The organism is uncultured Gimesia sp. (assembly GCF_937919775.1).
GTDB lineage: Bacteria > Planctomycetota > Planctomycetia > Planctomycetales > Planctomycetaceae > Gimesia.
This window is the reverse complement of sequence record NZ_CALFPF010000212.1, coordinates 1-16,207: the sequence shown is the minus strand read 5'-3', so window position 1 is coordinate 16,207 and position 16,207 is coordinate 1. Positions and strand designations below refer to the sequence as shown.

At 51.7% G+C, this 16,207-nt stretch carries 14 protein-coding genes; 10 read left to right on the top strand and 4 right to left on the bottom strand.

What is annotated here, in order from left to right; genetic code table 11:
- Positions 1-50 precede the first annotated feature (50 nt).
- Positions 51-1,073 carry a 2-oxoacid:ferredoxin oxidoreductase subunit beta gene (locus Q0294_RS05665; protein WP_299461781.1) on the top strand — a complete coding sequence of 341 codons (1,023 nt, stop codon included), beginning with the start codon at positions 51-53 and terminating at the stop codon, positions 1,071-1,073.
- A gap of 146 nt (positions 1,074-1,219) precedes the next feature.
- Here Q0294_RS05665 and dcd read toward each other — a convergent pair whose 3' ends face one another.
- Both dcd and nth read right to left on the bottom strand, forming a co-directional pair.
- Positions 1,220-1,792 (bottom strand): dCTP deaminase, encoded by a 573-nt coding sequence (gene dcd, locus Q0294_RS05660; protein WP_299461779.1) that lies wholly within the window; start codon positions 1,790-1,792, stop codon positions 1,220-1,222.
- A gap of 143 nt (positions 1,793-1,935) precedes the next feature.
- Positions 1,936-2,631, bottom strand: a complete 696-nt coding sequence (nth, locus tag Q0294_RS05655; protein WP_299461777.1) for an endonuclease III — start codon at positions 2,629-2,631, stop codon at positions 1,936-1,938.
- A gap of 135 nt (positions 2,632-2,766) precedes the next feature.
- Between nth and Q0294_RS05650 the strand changes: the two genes are divergently transcribed.
- On the top strand, positions 2,767-3,474 hold the full coding sequence (locus Q0294_RS05650) for an LON peptidase substrate-binding domain-containing protein (protein ID WP_299461775.1): 708 nt from the start codon (positions 2,767-2,769) through the stop codon (positions 3,472-3,474).
- 161 nt (positions 3,475-3,635) lie between these two features.
- Complete coding sequence (locus Q0294_RS05645) at positions 3,636-5,231, top strand: sulfatase (protein ID WP_299461773.1); 1,596 nt, start codon at positions 3,636-3,638, stop codon at positions 5,229-5,231.
- A gap of 15 nt (positions 5,232-5,246) precedes the next feature.
- Here the strand turns inward: Q0294_RS05645 and Q0294_RS05640 are convergent, their stop codons facing one another.
- Positions 5,247-5,669 carry a hypothetical protein gene (locus Q0294_RS05640; RefSeq protein ID WP_299461771.1) on the bottom strand — a complete coding sequence of 141 codons (423 nt, stop codon included), beginning with the start codon at positions 5,667-5,669 and terminating at the stop codon, positions 5,247-5,249.
- 464 nt (positions 5,670-6,133) lie between these two features.
- Here Q0294_RS05640 and Q0294_RS05635 point away from each other — a divergent pair, with 464 nt between their 5' ends.
- From Q0294_RS05635 to Q0294_RS05620, 4 genes are all read left to right on the top strand, one after another.
- A complete protein-coding gene (locus Q0294_RS05635) occupies positions 6,134-6,976 on the top strand; it encodes a transketolase (RefSeq protein WP_299461769.1) in 843 nt (280 codons plus the stop codon).
- 117 nt (positions 6,977-7,093) lie between these two features.
- On the top strand, positions 7,094-8,047 hold the full coding sequence (locus Q0294_RS05630) for a transketolase C-terminal domain-containing protein (RefSeq protein WP_299461767.1): 954 nt from the start codon (positions 7,094-7,096) through the stop codon (positions 8,045-8,047).
- A 98-nt stretch (positions 8,048-8,145) separates the two neighbouring features.
- Positions 8,146-9,102, top strand: a complete 957-nt coding sequence (locus Q0294_RS05625; RefSeq protein WP_299461765.1) for a GNAT family N-acetyltransferase — start codon at positions 8,146-8,148, stop codon at positions 9,100-9,102.
- A 98-nt stretch (positions 9,103-9,200) separates the two neighbouring features.
- Positions 9,201-10,157: an ornithine cyclodeaminase family protein gene (locus Q0294_RS05620; RefSeq protein WP_299461763.1), complete on the top strand. Its 957-nt coding sequence runs from the start codon at positions 9,201-9,203 to the stop codon at positions 10,155-10,157.
- Positions 10,158-10,183: 26 nt separating this feature from the next.
- Here the strand turns inward: Q0294_RS05620 and mazG are convergent, their stop codons facing one another.
- Entirely contained in the window at positions 10,184-11,122 is a 939-nt protein-coding gene (gene mazG, locus Q0294_RS05615) for a nucleoside triphosphate pyrophosphohydrolase (RefSeq protein ID WP_299461761.1), read from the bottom strand.
- A gap of 107 nt (positions 11,123-11,229) precedes the next feature.
- Here mazG and Q0294_RS05610 point away from each other — a divergent pair, with 107 nt between their 5' ends.
- The 3 genes from Q0294_RS05610 (at position 11,230) to Q0294_RS05600 (ending at position 16,084) form a co-directional block, all read left to right on the top strand.
- On the top strand, positions 11,230-11,745 hold the full coding sequence (locus Q0294_RS05610) for a hypothetical protein (protein WP_299461759.1): 516 nt from the start codon (positions 11,230-11,232) through the stop codon (positions 11,743-11,745).
- A 104-nt stretch (positions 11,746-11,849) separates the two neighbouring features.
- A complete protein-coding gene (locus Q0294_RS05605) occupies positions 11,850-12,812 on the top strand; it encodes a prolyl oligopeptidase family serine peptidase (protein WP_299461757.1) in 963 nt (320 codons plus the stop codon).
- Positions 12,813-13,102: 290 nt separating this feature from the next.
- A complete protein-coding gene (locus Q0294_RS05600) occupies positions 13,103-16,084 on the top strand; it encodes an anaerobic glycerol-3-phosphate dehydrogenase subunit C (protein WP_299461755.1) in 2,982 nt (993 codons plus the stop codon).
- The last annotated feature ends 123 nt before the right edge of the window (positions 16,085-16,207 follow it).

Genomic DNA, 16,207 nt, shown 5'->3' with positions numbered 1-16,207 from the left:
AATAACAGACCATTTTAAGAAACAGCAATTGCGTTTAAGGATAGAATAAAATGAGCGTTGATGTCACACTGCCTGTCCTCTCGCCAAAAGATTTTGCCAGCGATCAGGAAATTCGCTGGTGCCCGCGCTGCGGCGATTATTCCATTCTCGCCCAGATGAAAAAAGTTCTGCCGACACTCGGCATTCCCAAAGAAAAATTCGTGTTTGTGTCGGGGATCGGCTGTTCGAGCCGTTTTCCTTATTACATGAACACATACGGGATGCACAGTATTCACGGCCGGGCGCCTGCAATCGCGACGGGCGTGAAACTGGCCAATCCCGATCTGCAGGTCTGGGTGATCACCGGCGACGGCGATTCGCTGTCGATCGGCGGCAATCATTTCATGCACGTGCTGCGTCGCAACGTGGACCTGAAAGTGATTATGTTCAACAATCAGATTTACGGTTTGACCAAAGGGCAATACTCGCCTACCAGTCCTACGGGAACTAAAACCAAGAGTACGCCTTTCGGTTCGGTCGATCGTCCGTTGAATCCGTTGTCGGTCGCCATTGGTGCCCGTGCGACTTTCGCTGCCCGCTCGGTCGATGTGGACATCAAACATCTGTGTAATGTGCTCGAACGGGCAGCCCACCATAAAGGGACTGCCTTTGTAGAAGTCTATCAGGATTGTAACGTATTTAACTCAGGCGCGTTTGAATTTGCTTCCAAGAAGGATCAGAAAGAAGACAATGTCATCTATCTCGAACACGGCAAACCGCTGATCTTCGGGAAGAATCGGGACAAGGGCGTTCGCCTGAACAGCCACGATCAACCGGAAGTCGTGGAACTTGGTAAAGGGATTACGGAAGATGATCTGCTGTTCCACGATGAAAAGTCAGAGGATATGAACCTGGCGTTTCTGCTGGCTGGCATGCGTTATCCGGAAATGCCCGAACCGATGGGAGTCTTCCGTTGCGTCGAGCAACCGACTTATAACGATGCGGTTTACCGGCAGGTGGAATCCGCCACGGAACGAAACGGCGAAGGAGATCTGGAAGCATTGTTTCAGACCGGCGATACCTGGACTGTTTAAACCAGATCGCGCGTTAAATATAAAAAGACGTTACAGTCATCGCTGTAACGTCTTTTTTTGCGGTTTAGTGGATGAGCGCAATGTGTTCCAGAACGCATCACATTTCACTGTAACGTCTCAAATGGTTCGGGAGAGGTTACAGTAGGCTATTTCGGGGCTTCTTCTTTGCCAAACGAAAGCCGCATCTGCCGCGTTTCCGCGGGGTCCAGTTCTTTGAATAACAGACTGGGTTGAATGCCTTTGTTGTTCTGATATTTATCGCTGCAATATTCGACGATTTCGCCGATGACAGTATTGTAAATGATCTGGCAGATCGCGACTCCCGCGTAAACACGAACCGGTTGTGCGACTGTGATTTCCAGTGTCCAGTAACCACAGAATCCGATATCCCCGACGCCGGCTGTCGCATGTACAGAAATTCCCAGTCGTCCGATCGAAGAACGACCTTCCAGCAAGGGAACCAGATTGTGGGTTTCCGTCCGCTCGACGGTGCGGCCCAGATAAAGCTGGCCGGGATAAAGCACCATACCTTCTTCGGGGATGACGTGTTTTCCCAGTCGATTGGGGCGGGCCATGTCGAGAACAATTTCCTCGTAGACCATCAACTCGTTGTGCAGGCAGAGGTTATAGCTGTTTGGGTTCAGATACTTTTCATGAAAAGGCTCAATGACAATATCTGTTCCCAATCGCGCTTGAATTTCTTTCCCGGTCAGGATCATGGGCTTCTCATTAACGTTGAGGTTGAAAAAAGACTCTGCATACAGGAAACATAAACCGCCGGGAGACGGCTTTCAACGGTCCTGCCTCGTGTTTTCAGAATCAGTGCCAAGTACAAGAAATTACCTGTGACCCTCTGTCTGAGCTAAAGCGGCTTCAATCCCATGCGCGGGCAAATTTTCAAGAGCCCGCATTCTGTACAGCGCGGCTTGCGGGCGACACAGGTGGCGCGGCCGTGCAGAATCACGCGGTGTGAAAAATCGATCCATTCGCTTTTCGGCAGGACCTCGATCAGATCCCGCTCGATGATTTCCGGATTTTTGCTGGTGGTGAGTCCGAAGATGTTACAGATGCGTTTGACGTGCGTATCAACGACGACGCCGCTGGGAATGCCGAATGCGGTGCCTAACACGACATTGGCTGTTTTTCTGCCCACGCCGGGCAATGCCACCAGTTCTTTCAATGTGCGGGGAACTTCTCCGTCGTACTGTTCTGTCAGCGCCAGTGCCATCTTGCGGATATTGGTTGCTTTCGCGCGGAAGAAACCGAGCGGATAGACAATCTTCTCAACGTCGGCCTGTTGACTGGCTGCCAGTTTTTCGGCGGTCGGATATTTCTTGAACAGAGTTGGCGTGGTGGCGTTCACACGCTCGTCCGTGCATTGCGCCGACAAGATCGTGGCGACCAGCAGTTGGAAAGGGGAATCATGGATCAGCGCACATGCGGGTTTCGGAAACAATTTGGCAAGACCGCGCGTGATTTTGCGGGCATGTTTCTTTTTCTCAACAAGCGAGTCGGCATAATTGGAATTCTTTGCGGACTGTGTTTGTTTTTTAGCCATAATTTGCGTGACAATTCCCAAATTGGAGTGCTAGTCTGATTGGCACAAGCTGAGCCATCCGGCATTGATTCGACATGCGTCTCAGTATGTTAGACCATGAATTGTTTTTCAATGATTTGAATAGAGAAATATAGAATGACCGTATTCAGCGATCTGATAGAGCAAGAACTCCCGGCATTTTCCGGAATTGTTCCCGTCCTGGAACTGGAGGATCGTGTACTTCTGCCGCATTCTATATTATCCCTCAGAATGACTGCGGCTGCGGACTGTCAGTTGATTGCTGATGCCATCAGTGATAACGCTCTGGTTGCAGTGACTCTGAAACAGACCAGCATTGATACCGGATACGAAGTGCGGCAAGCCGCTGCGATCGGCTCTGTCTGTCTGGCGTCGATCGTGGCTCCTTATCAACTGCAATCGGGCGATTATTCAATTCTGCTACGAGGCATCTGCCGCGCGCGTTCTGTCGTGATACAGGAATCGGATTGCCCTTATCAAAAAGCCCTGCTCGAACTGAATCCCGATTTTTATGCAGACCAGCCGGTGATACACCGCGAACATCGCCAGCTCGAATTGCTGGAACACTATGCCAGAAACTTTTTAGACAATTCCTCAGATCCGACTTATTATCATCTGCTGCATCGGGAAATTTCTCTGGGCAAACTTTGTGATACCCTGGCAGATACGATCAATCTGCAGCCCGCCTTGAGCCGTTTAATTTTAGAAGAACACGATGTCGATCTCCGCAGCGATCTCCTGTTGAATTTTCTTAAAAATAAACTGCGCGAACAGCAATGCAACCCGCTCGGCCACGCGATCTCGACGGAATTCAGTCAGAACTGATCAGACGCCGTCGATTCAGGCTCCTTTTCTCAAACTTATCTGATCCCTGACGGGCTGAAACTTCTTGTGGCTGCGTCCCTGGTTTCATAAGATAAGAGTCTGGGATGATTTACAGGCGAAAATGCGTCTGCCTTTGATTATTTAACCGGGGATCTGCTGAAATGAACAAACCTGAGTTCCGTTTCCCGTTGATGTTTTTTTTTCTGTTTGTGACAGTCGGAATCGCCTCTGCCGCGCCGGCGAAATCACTAACGAGCCGCCCCAACATTCTCTTTTGTATTGCCGACGACGCCTCCTTTCCGCATATGGGCGCGTATGGCTGTTCGTGGGTCAAGACGCCGGGCTTTGACCGGGTGGCGCGGGAAGGGCTCCTCTTTACGAACGCGTACACTCCCAATGCCAAATGTGCTCCGTCGCGTGCCTGCATTCTGACCGGCCGAAATTCATGGCAACTCAAAGAGGCCGGAAATCACATGGCGTTTTTCCCGCCGGAATTCAAAACCTATGTCGAAGCGTTAGCCGAGACCGGATATACGGTCGGCAAGACGGCAAAAGGCTGGGCACCGGGCGTCGCCGTGGATGCAGCAGGCAAACGCCGCGATCTCGCGGGACCCGCATATAACAGTCAAAAAGCAAAACCCCCCGCGAGCGGGATTTCACCCATTGATTACGCCGCCAATTTTGAGCAGTTTCTGAAAGACTGTCCCCAGGGGAAGTCCTGGTGTTTCTGGTATGGCGGTCTGGAACCACATCGCGGATATGAATATGGTTCCGGGATCAAAAACGCGGGCAAGAAACTCACCGACATCGACCGGGTCCCCTCGTATTGGCCTGATAATGAAGTCATTCGAAATGACATGCTCGATTATGCCTATGAGATCGAGCACTTTGATCGGCATCTGGTCAGAATGCTGGAATTACTTGAGCAGCAGAATCAACTGGAGAATACGATTATTGTCGTGACTGCCGACAACGGGATGCCGTTTCCCCGCGTCAAAGGGCAGGAGTACGAACGCTCGAACCATTTGCCGCTGGCGATCATGTGGCAGCAGGGGATCAAAACGGAAAATCGAGTGATCGATGATTACGTCAGCTTCATCGATTTTGCGCCGACGTTTATCGAGGTCGCAGGACTGAAGTGGGAGCGGACGGGCATGCAACCCGCTGCGGGGCGAAGTCTGACGGACATTTTTCAATCTGAGAAATCCGGTGTCGTCAATGCCCGGCGCGATCATGTGCTGATCGGCAAGGAGCGGCACGATATCGGCAGACCGTCCGACCAGGGTTATCCGATTCGCGGAATTGTGAAAGCTGGCATGTTGTATCTGAAGAATGACGAACCCGGTCGCTGGCCCGCCGGCAATCCGGAAACGGGATATCTGAATTGTGACGGCAGCCCGACCAAGACCGCCATTTTGCAACTCCGCAGGGAAGGGCAGGATGTGCAGTTCTGGACCTGGGCTTTCGGCAAACGACAGGCGGAAGAGTTGTATGCGATTCAGGACGACCCGGAATGTATGAAAAATCTGGCCGCGTCGCCGGAATTTCAGATCCTCAAGAATTCCCTGAAACAGCAGCTGCAGGAAGAATTGACGGCGCAACAGGACCCGCGTGCTCTGGGGAACGGTGCCGTGTTCGAAGGTTATCAATACTCAGACCCCCGCACGCGCCATTTTTACGAGCGGTACATGAAGGGCGAACCGGTCAAAGCGGGCTGGGTGAATGAGTCCGACTTTGAAAGCGGACCACTCGACTGATGAGCGGCTACAGTGTTACCGGTCTGCTTTTTTAGCAGAGAGATAACCGGCCGAGGACTGGAAGTATTTTTGTCTTCTGCGCTCTTTGTCTGTTGAAGCGGCGGACAAACCTGCCTGGAGGTCTTCCAGATTTGCGGCACAGTAGCGACAGCCGGTCTGATGCAGGTGGAATTCGATATGGCTGTGAAATTCGGGTGTGAGCGTTTCGAGTAAATAACCCCCTAACTGGCTGCGCGAAGGACAACTGAGGTGATTTCTTCTCCAGATTTCACCTACGGAATGTGCGCCATGATCGCGCTGGCGTGATAGCTGAGCAAGGCGGACGCGCAGCGAGTCGGAGTGTCTGAGTGACTCTTCGACCTGCGACATCAGTTCGACGGAAAGTGACTCGTCCAGATATGCCAGCAATTCCTGATCTGTAAAAGGGCCTGCATCCATCAGTTAGGAGCCTCGGTAAAGTCAAAAATGAATCGGTTGCTTTTTGAAACGCAGGTTCCATTATTGCCAAAAAATAACGGGCTTTAAAGACTCTTCTTGTAAACAGTTGTGTATTTTGGAAGAAACGGAGATCGGCCCGCCATGCATGAAACTTTTTTGATTGATTCGTGAATTTAAGCAAAAAAAAGCTGAAGAAGTCGTTTTTCCAGTTAGGCAACGTGGTTTCTATTGCCCGGATGGTTGTCGCTGGAAGCTTTGCTCGTTAGCATACCGAATAAGAATTGACGCGCTTAAGTTGCGCCTGCCGGCGCCTGTATGTGGTCACTGCTCTAATCAATGTTTACCAGATCCGGTAACGCACTTCTTTCGATCGCGTGAAGTCAGCATGTCAAGTGTCACTGAGGGAAGGTGATTCAGAGCGTGGCAAATAGATTTGTTTGTATAGAAGAATTGAAGGAAACAAAGTGGCTGCTCAAGCAAATGCTTTATCGATCGAAGAGTTGAAGGAAAAAGGGAAAGTCCTTCGCCGTCTGATTATTCGTATGACGACCGAAGCCGGCAGCGGACACCCCAGCAGCAGCCTGTCTGCCGTTGAAGTGGTGAACGCACTCTGGTTCGGCGGTTTCATGAAGTACGACGCTCAAAATCCGACCTGGGCAGCCCGGGATCGTTTCATTTTGAGTAAAGGGCACGCCGTACCGGTATTGTATGCAGCCATGGCGGAAGCAGGTTACTTTTCAGTTGATGATGTAATGACCCTGCGCAAACTGGGCAGCCCGTTTGAAGGTCACCCGAATATGAAACGTCTTCCCGGAATTGAAGCCTCAACCGGCTCGCTGGGGCAGGGGTTGTCACTGGGCATCGGTCAGGCTCTCGGAGCACGCTTGAACAAGAACGGCGCCAATGTATTTGTCGTGATTGGTGATGGCGAGATGGGCGAAGGTCAGGTCTGGGAAGCGTTAGCAGGTGCTGAAAAGTACAAGCTGGGCAACTTGACTGCCATCATCGACCAGAACGGATATCAGCAGACCGGGGCCACCAAAGATGTTCTCGATCTGGGGTCCTTTGAAGAAAAAATTGCCGCCTTTGGCTGGCATACACAGACAATCAATGGCAACTGCCAGGAGTCAGTCGTCGCAGCGCTGGAAACCGCTTCCAAAATCACGGATCGTCCCAAGGCCATTATTTCACAGACCAAAAAAGGGTATGGAATTCTGCCGGTTCTGGAAGCAACGGGAGACAGTAACTTTCACGGTAAACCGCTTTCGCCTGAGTTGGCAGAAAAAGCGCTGGCGTATCTCGGTTAGAACCTGTGCTTTCATGTTTTCTGTGCGGGGGATCAGATCCAGCCAGAAAATACCTGACGGCAGCTCGAATCAAATCAACATAAAAAGTCAACTCACAGACAAAAGAGACAGAGCATTATGTATTTAGGCGAAATGAGTGGATTGAAAATCGGACAAGCCACCCGCGATGCGTTTGGTGATGCATTGAAAGAACTGGGTGAGAAATATCCGGAAATTGTGACCGTCGATGGTGATGTCGGAAATTCAACACGCACTGAAGTATTTGCGAAGGCGTTTCCGGAACGTGCATTCAACATGGGGATTGCGGAAAGCAATATGGTCAGCGTGGCCGGTGGTCTGGCTTCCACCGGGAAGATTCCCGTTGTCGCCAGTTTTGCTGCATTTTTATTATGCAATGCCTACGATCAAATCAGAATGTCGATCGCCTTTCCGGGCATGAACGTGAAACTGGTGGGAACGCACGCTGGGATTTCGATTGGCGAAGATGGTCCTTCGCAGATGGGAATTGAAGATGTGTCACTGGCCTGCAGCCTGCCCGGAATGGTCGTAATTGTAACTGCTGATGCGGTCTCCACCAAAGCAGCGACGGCAGCTATGATTGAATACGAAGGTCCCGTTTATCTGCGGCTCGGGCGACCGAATGTTGCTGAGATCTATACCACCGAGGATACATTTGAAATCGGAAAAGCCAATACCGTTCGCGAAGGCGACGATGTGACCATCATTGCCAATGGGCTCATGGTGGCAGGTGCCCTTGATGCCGCGACCAAACTGGCTGAAGAAGGAATTAGCGCACGTGTGATCGATATGCACACAGTAAAACCGATCGACGTCGATGCCATTCAGAAAGCAGCACGCGAGACCAGCGCGATTGTTGTTGCAGAAGAGCATATGTCACATGGCGGTTTAGGGTCTGCAGTTTCCATGGTGGTTTCACAAGCAAATCCGGTTCCGATGGCTTATGTCAATGTCGGTGACTGTTTTGCGGAAAGTGGTGATCCCCAGGGGCTGTTGGACAAGTATGGTTTGACTGCTGCTGCGATTATCGAAGCTGTCAAGAAAGTGAAATAATGAGCTGAAAGCCCTCTTGGGAAGACAAGGGGGCTTTGTTTATTGTTGTTTCGGAAAAACTGATTCTAAGTCCCGTTCACATTTGATGAGAGAACTTTGTGACTGAGTTTCGCGCGTTTTATAATGCTGACCCGCCGCAGTTGCTGAAATTATGGCATGCTGCAGGACTGGGAAGAGGAGCTGCGGAATGTCTCACGAATGATGCTTTTGAAGTACTGATTTACTCTCAGCCCTACTTCGATCCGGACGGGCTGATCGTTGCCGTTGAAAATGGTGAAGTGGTCGGCTTTGTGCTGGCGGGCTTCGGGCCTAACGCGGAAGAATCGGCGCTGGACTATACTCAAGGCGTGATCTGCGCGGTCATTGTACATCCGAATTTTCGACGACAGGGAATCGGTCGTGAACTGGTTTACCGGGCGGAATCCTATCTCAAGTCGAAAGGCGCAACCTTGATTACGGCTGGTCCTTCCGGCCTGGTGTCACCTTATTTAGTTGGCCTGTACGGTGGAACGCGTCCCTCCGGTTTCCTGTTATCCGATCCGCTGGCAGCGCCGTTCTTTGAAACGATCGGCTATCATGCCATCAAATCGATTCGCATTTATCAACGCGACCTGCTCGGTCCCAAATCCCCCATCAAATTTCATCTGGTCAACATTCGTCGCAAAATGCAGTTGATGATTTCTGAGGATTTTAAGGCACCCAACTGGTGGTGGTTGACGCGGATGGGCAGACTGGAGACACTCCATTTCGAGCTTGTGCCTAAAACGGGAGAAGCGGCAGTTGCCTCTGCCACAGTCGTGGGGCTGGATTTATACATTCCCAAGTGGGAAGAGCGGGTGATCGGACTGACGGATGTCTTTGTGAAAGAAGCGGAGCGGTCCAAAGGTTACTGCCAGTCACTGTTGCTGGAAATCGCCCGTCGGCTGCAGGATGAACTGATTACCAAGCTGGAATGGCATGTCGAGGAGTCCAACACAGCCGCCTCGCATGTTGCGCTAGCCGTCGGTTATTATCAGGTCGATACTGGTATTGTATATCAACTGATTTCACGTTAGCGTGTAATTAAATGTCGGCAGCGTCATTTTAGAGTAGAGGCTTTGGCTGTTCCTGTTTGTTATCAATCCTGATTCAACGCCGAAAAAGGTGACCGTTCATGGCGGCATTATATATTACTGAGGATGACGTTCGTTCCATAATGGATATGGAGAAATCCTTACTCATCATTCATAAAGTGTTTAAAGAGCTTGCCTCCGGAAGAGCCATCAATGAACCGCGGCAGCGCGTCCGGGCACCGGGCATTATGCTGCACACGATGTCGGCTGCGAATGAATACTTGAAATATGTTGGCTGGAAATCGTATACGACAACCAAAACGGGCGCGCAGTTTCATGTCGCCATCTACGATCAGGAAACCGGCGAGATGCGTGCCTTGATTGAAGGCGATTTCCTCGGACAACTGCGCACAGGCGCCGCCAGCGGTGTGGCGACGGAATATATGGCGCGCCCCGATTCGAAAGTCGTTGGTCTGTTCGGAGCCGGCCTGCAGGCGCGAACTCAATTACAGGCCGTCTGTTTAACACGCAAGATTGAATTCGTCTCCGTCTACTCGCGTGATTTTGAGAAGTGCAGCCGGTTTGCCGAAGAGATGACGGAGCTGTGTGACGTCGAAGTCAAAGCCTCTCATTCTCCCGATGAAACGGCGGCCGAAAAAGATATCGTGATTTGTGCCACCACCAGCAAGGCCCCGTTATTTGACGGCCGCGTACTCGATGAAGGAACCCACATGAACGTCGTCGGATCGAATCATCGTTCCCGGCGGGAAATCGACCGTACCACCATCAAACGGGCCGATGTAATTGTCTGTGATGATATCGAGCAGTGTAAGCTGGAAGCAGGAGATTTCATTCAACCCGTGGACGAAGGCATCACCGACTGGCGGCTGATGCATAACCTGTGCGAGATCGTCGCCGAACGTCAAACGGGTCGCGCCACCGAAGATCAGGTGACACTATTCAAGTCGGTCGGACTGGCTGTGGAAGATGTGGCGATGGGCGTTAAAGTCTACGAACTGGCACTCGAAGAAGGCCTGGGCGTCGATTTACCGTTTTGAAGTCAGCCAGACAAAGTGAAATCGCCTTACGAATTCCGTTTTTCCTGTTGTTTGACTGCCTGATAGATCTGTTCCATCTCCTGCAGAGACGCGGCCTGAATCGAGCGGCCTGTTTTTTCCAGTTCCTGTTCGATCTGCTGCACCCGCTGTTGAAACTTGCGGTTACTTTTTCGCAGCGCTTCTTCCGGGTTGATTTTCCAGCGACGGGCGATGTTGGCGACCACAAACAGAATATCGCCTAGCTCGCCTTCCACCCGCGCACGCAGTTCGGGATCGTCAATTTCTGTGTCAGCAATGATCTCAGCTTCTACGGTGGCTGGTGTGTCAGGGATTTTCCCTGCAGGATAAATTTCGTCCGCCAGTTCCTGGATCTCTTCGCGTAATTTATCAAACAGCATATCCCGATGCGGAAAGTCATAGCCGACTTTGGCCGCTTTCTCAGCCACGCGTGCGGCACGGGCGAGCGCAGGCAACGCTTCAGGCAGGCCATCGAAAATGGAACGCCGCTGTTTTTCCTGTTCTTTGATCTGGTCCCAGTTTTTGCGAACCTCTTCAGGCGTTTCCGCGCTGACATTTCCAAAAACATGCGGATGGCGGTCGATCATTTTCTGAGTCAGCCGATCCACCACGTGCGTTAAATCGAAGCGGCCTTCATCGGCGGCGATCTGGGAATCGAGGACAATCTGCAGCAGCAGGTCGCCCAGTTCTTCAATAATATGCTGATCATTGCCGGAATCGATGGCTTCCAGGAGTTCGTAAGTCTCTTCCAGTGTGTACGGTTTGATCGATTCCAGCGTCTGCACCCGGTCCCACGGGCAACCTTCCGGTGATCGCAGACGGGCAATGACATCGCAAAGCTTTTCAAATGCAGGGGTTAAGATGTTATAATCGGGAGGCGTACCCGGTGCGGGGGCCGAATCAATGGGGGAGCGGGCCGGCTGGCTTTGATGATCGGAATCTGTCATTGTTCTACCGTATGATTCACCTGTGAGCTGTAGTAGTGTAGGATGGTGATATCGTAGCGAGTTCGCTTCGCCCTGAAAATTCACAAAGAAATCATGAGGCATAAAAGATGAGTTTTCTCAAGAAAAGTTCGACAGCGGTATGTGTATTGTTACTGTCTCTGGGTTCGGGAATAGCCGCTGATTCCGCGCAGCCGAAAGACGAGGCAGCGAAACAGCAGGAAATGCTGGAACAGAAGTTTGAGCAGCAGATGACCGGTGCAACGCTGGTGGGCCATTTTACGGTGGATGGCAACACCAATGGCAAACCGCCACGCGAAGAACGATATGAGATCGCTTCCGCCAAAAAACTGGCAGGCAATCAATGGTTGCTCACCGCACGCATCAAATACGGCGACAATGATGTCAGTGTGCCGATGCCCCTGAATGTATTCTGGGCAGGAGACACCCCCGTCATTTCGCTGACAAATTTAACGATTCCTGGTTTAGGGAACGCGTTTACCTCGCGTGTGATGTTCTTCGAAGGACGCTATGCGGGAACCTGGCAGCATGGTAAAGTGGGCGGGAACCTCTGGGGCAGAATCGAATACGCAGAGAAGAAGCCTGAATCCGATCAGGAAAAATAATGTCAGCCATGTATCAGCAATCTGAGGAGTCTGTTTTCATGCGGAAGAAATGTTCTTTATGCGTCTTTGTTTTAGTTTACTTTGTAACCTGCAATGGGACGCTGATGGCTGCCGAAAAAACTTCTGAAACAAAGCAACCTCCTCTGATTCCGATCAAAGTCAAAAGCACCCTCGATCAGAGTTTGCAACCGTCGCTGATCTGGGTGCCGGAATCCGCAAAAACCACTCCTGCCCCACTGTTGGTGTTCCTGCATTCCTGGAGTGGTAACTATAAGCAGGATAACGCCAAGTGGCTGAACGAAGCGCGGAAACGAGGCTGGATTTATCTGCACCCGGATTTTCGGGGGGTGAATCAACAGCCGGAAGCCTGCGGTTCCCGGTTGGCCCGCCAGGATATTCTGGATGCGATTGCTTATGTGATCGAGCATTATCACGTCGATCAAAGCCGCATTTATCTGGCAGGATCCTCGGGAGGCGGTCATATGACGATGCTGATGGTGGGCCATCATCCGGATCGGTTTTCGGCTGCTTCGGCGTGGGTTGGCATCAGCGAACTGGCAGACTGGTATCAGTTTCATGTCAAGGACGGAGAACCGCAGAACTACGCACGCATGATCTTGAAGTCGCTGCAAGGCAAGCCGGGGGCTTCTGCTGAAATCGATGCGGAATATCGAGATCGTTCTCCCCTGTACTGGATCGCGAACGCCACCGAAGTGCCTTTGGATCTCAACGCCGGTGTGACGGACGGGAAAACCGGCTCTGTTCCTTTTGCTCACACATTGCGCGCCTTCAATATGCTCGCGGAAAAGAATCAGACGACTCCGGTTTCAAAGGCGGAAATGCAACAACTGTGGGATCATGGCAAACTGCAAACGCCTACGCCAACCGATCAGATGTCGGATGAAACCTACGGCCGCGACATTCATCTGAGGCGGAATTCCGGTGTAGCGCGTGTCACCATTTTTCAGGGTGGGCATGAAGGCTTACCCGAACCGGCCTGTGAATGGCTGTCAAAGCAGTCGCGTGATACTTCGACATTCGGGAAAAACAGAACCGGTCAGAAATGATTTTACCAGGGAGCCGATTCAGCCTGTCTGATGAGTGTCATCCGGTATGAATTACTTGAGAGTGAACGTAACGTTGTCTGTCTGGTGAAAACACACTGAAGAGGCAGTTTTCAGGGAGATTGCCGAATGCTCGTATTGTACAGGTTCTTTCATAAAGGTTCCTGAATTCTCGGGGCGCAGCATGATTCGGTGGATAGACTATTCAAACCATGGCCGTCTATCGCGTAGAATAGACAAGACCCAAGCCTCATCAATCGCGTGCAGGAAATTCAGCCCGAGAGCCAGTAACTTTGGACCGTCAACAGCAAAGAATCGCAGAAGATCTTTCCAGCCTGATTGCAGGGGATGTGCGATGCGATCCGGTGGCGTTGTCCATTTATTCCAGCGATGCCAGCCTGTATCAGGTTCCGCCTTTGTGTGTCGCTTATCCGCGTGAACGCAATGATTTAATTGCGATTGCCAAATACGCCACCGACATCAATGTTCCTATCATTCCCCGGGGCGCAGGAACCGGCCTGGTCGGCGATGCCATAGGCAGCGGGATTGTCGTTGACTGTTCGCGTTATCTGACCGGCTTTGAATTGATCGGTGACGATCTGATACGCGTCCAGCCGGGAGTCGTCCATGCGCAGCTCAATCGATATCTGAAGCCGCTGGGATTGTATTTTCCTCCCGACCCTTCGAATACGGAAGTCACGACACTCGGCAGTATGCTGGCCATCGATGCCGCCGGTTCTCGTGCGATTCGCGTTGGTTCCACCCGTGATTATATTAACCGGCTTGAAGTGGTGCTGGCGGATGGAACCTGTTTTGAGGTCGGGAATGAAAGTCTGTCAATTCTCAACCAGCCTCTGGTTACCGGTTCCGGTGCTTCGTTACTAAGCGAAGAGCCCTCTGAGTTGAAGGCGGAACAGGCGAAACGGACGATTCTAAGCAGGCTTGCCAAACTGCTGGCCGACAATGAATCCTTGATTCAGGAAAAACAGACGACCCGCATTCCCAACTGCAGCGGTTACTATTTAAAAGGCATCAAAACCCGACAGCATCTGAACCTGGCGCGATTACTGGTTGGTTCAGAAGGGACGCTGGCACTGTTTTCCTCTGCGGTATTGCATGTTTCACCTTTACCCGCACATCGCGGCGTGGCGCTGCTCCTGTTTGGAGATCTGGCCTCGGCGATTCGCGCGGTGCAAACCATCATTCATCTGCAGCCTTCCGCCTGCGACCTGCTGGATCGACGTCTGTTGTCTTTAGCGAGAGACGCCGATCCCCGTTTTGCCTCGCTCATTTCACCGGCAGCAGAAGCCGCTCTGCTGGTCGAACAGGTGGGGTTCAGTGATTCTCAGGTTCAGGACAGATTGCATAACGTGATTCTGGCTGTGAAAAATATTAATTCCCGTGTGGTAGTGGCGATGGAAACGCATCAGTCGGATGAAGTCGATTTCCTCTGGTCGCTGCCACAAAAGGTGGTTCCTTCTCTGAGTCGCTTACCGGGTGAATCAAGGCCGCAGCCCTTCGTGGAGGATATCGCCATCCCCCCGGAGTGTTTGTATGAATTTTCTCAGAAAGCGCAGAAAGTCTTTCAGCGGTATCAGGTCACGGCGACGTTATACGCACATGCGGCTTCGGGGCAAATTCATCTGCGTCCGTTTCTGCCCGCGCTGACCGATCAGAACGCGCCGATTCTGGAAAGCATTGCCCGTGATTTATATCAAACCGTCTTTGCTTTAAACGGCACGATTAGTGGGGAGCATGGGGACGGCCTGGCTAGAACCGCGTTCATTCGCTCGCAGTACGGCGATTTATACCGCGTCTTCCGTCAGGTCAAAGATATTTTCGATCCGCATAATCTGCTCAACCCCGGGAAAATCATCAATGATGACCCGCATGTGACGATTCGGCATCTCAGACCGGTTCCGGAAAAATTTCCCGAACTGATTGATTTACAATTAAACTGGACACCGCAGGAACTGCAGACGGAAGCCGCACGCTGCAACGGCTGTGGTTCGTGTCGCAGACAGGATTCTGGCTCCCGGATGTGCCCCGTTTTTCGGATCGAGACAGTCGAAGAGGCTTCGCCTCGCGCGAAAGCCAATCTGTTTCGCGGGTTACTTTCCGGCGCGATTCGCCCGAATGAGCTCTCTTCCGAAGAAACCAAGAAGCTGGCAGACACCTGTTTCAACTGCAAGCAGTGCCAGCTGGATTGCCCTTCGTCGGTCAATATTCCTCAAATGGCGATTGAGGCCAAAGCAGCCTACGTTTCGACCAAGGGCCTGAATCATACCGACTGGATTTTATCAAGGGCCCACTCGTTCGGCGCGTTTGGAAGTACCCTCTCGATGGCAGCGAACTGGGCCATTAATAATTCCACCGCGCGCTGGGTCATGGAAAAAATGATGGGCATTCACCGCAACCGGAAGTTGCCCTTATTTTCGCGGCGTTCGTTTTTAAGGTCTGTTCCCAAGCGGCTCACGAAACGCCCGCGTCCCGGCAGCGATCCCGATCTGGTGGTCTTTTTCGTTGACTATTATGCGAATTATCATGACCCCGAATTAGCGCATGCGTTATTGGCCATTCTGCAGCATAATCAGATTCCCGTTTATGTCCCCCCCCATCAACTGGCCTCAGGCATGGCGATGGTTTCTGCCGGTGATCTGATTGCCGCTCGCAGCCTGGCAGAGGAAAATATTCAGATTCTGAGCGAATTTGCCAGAGAGGGACATCAGATCATCTGCTCGGAGCCGGCGTCCGTCATCTGTCTCAAGCAGGAATATCCGATGCTCGTGCACGGGGATGAAGGGGAAGCCGTTGCATCACAGGCGATCGAAGCAGGCGCCTTTCTGTTGCAACTGCATGAAGCGGGTCGTTTGAGAAAGGACTTAGGGCCTCTAAATCTGGAATTGGACTATCATACACCCTGTCACACCAAAGCATTATCGTCCCGTTCTCCGCTAATCGAGCTTCTCGCTTTGATTCCTGAACTGCAGGTGAATACAATTGAAAAAGGTTGTTCGGGCATGGCGGGCACCTATGGTCTTGCCCGGGATACTTTTGAAACATCAATGCAGATCGGTCGGGAGCTGATCGATCATATGAAAACAACACATGTACGTGCGGGTGCGACAGAATGCAGCAGTTGCAAAATGCAGATGGAGCAGGAAACGCGGATTCCCACCATCCATCCGGTCAAACTTCTGGCGCTGTCCTATGGACTTATGCCGGAAATTGAACGGAAGCTGCAGCCCCAAAAGAAAAAACTGGTAGTTTCATGACAGTCCAGCAGATTCAGGTCAAGTTATTCGCGCGTGCCAGGGAACTTGCAGAGCGTGAATTGATCTCGGTTGCCATTGCAGAGGGAAAAACGGTTGCCGATTTGCGGCGGGCGATGGCAGAGC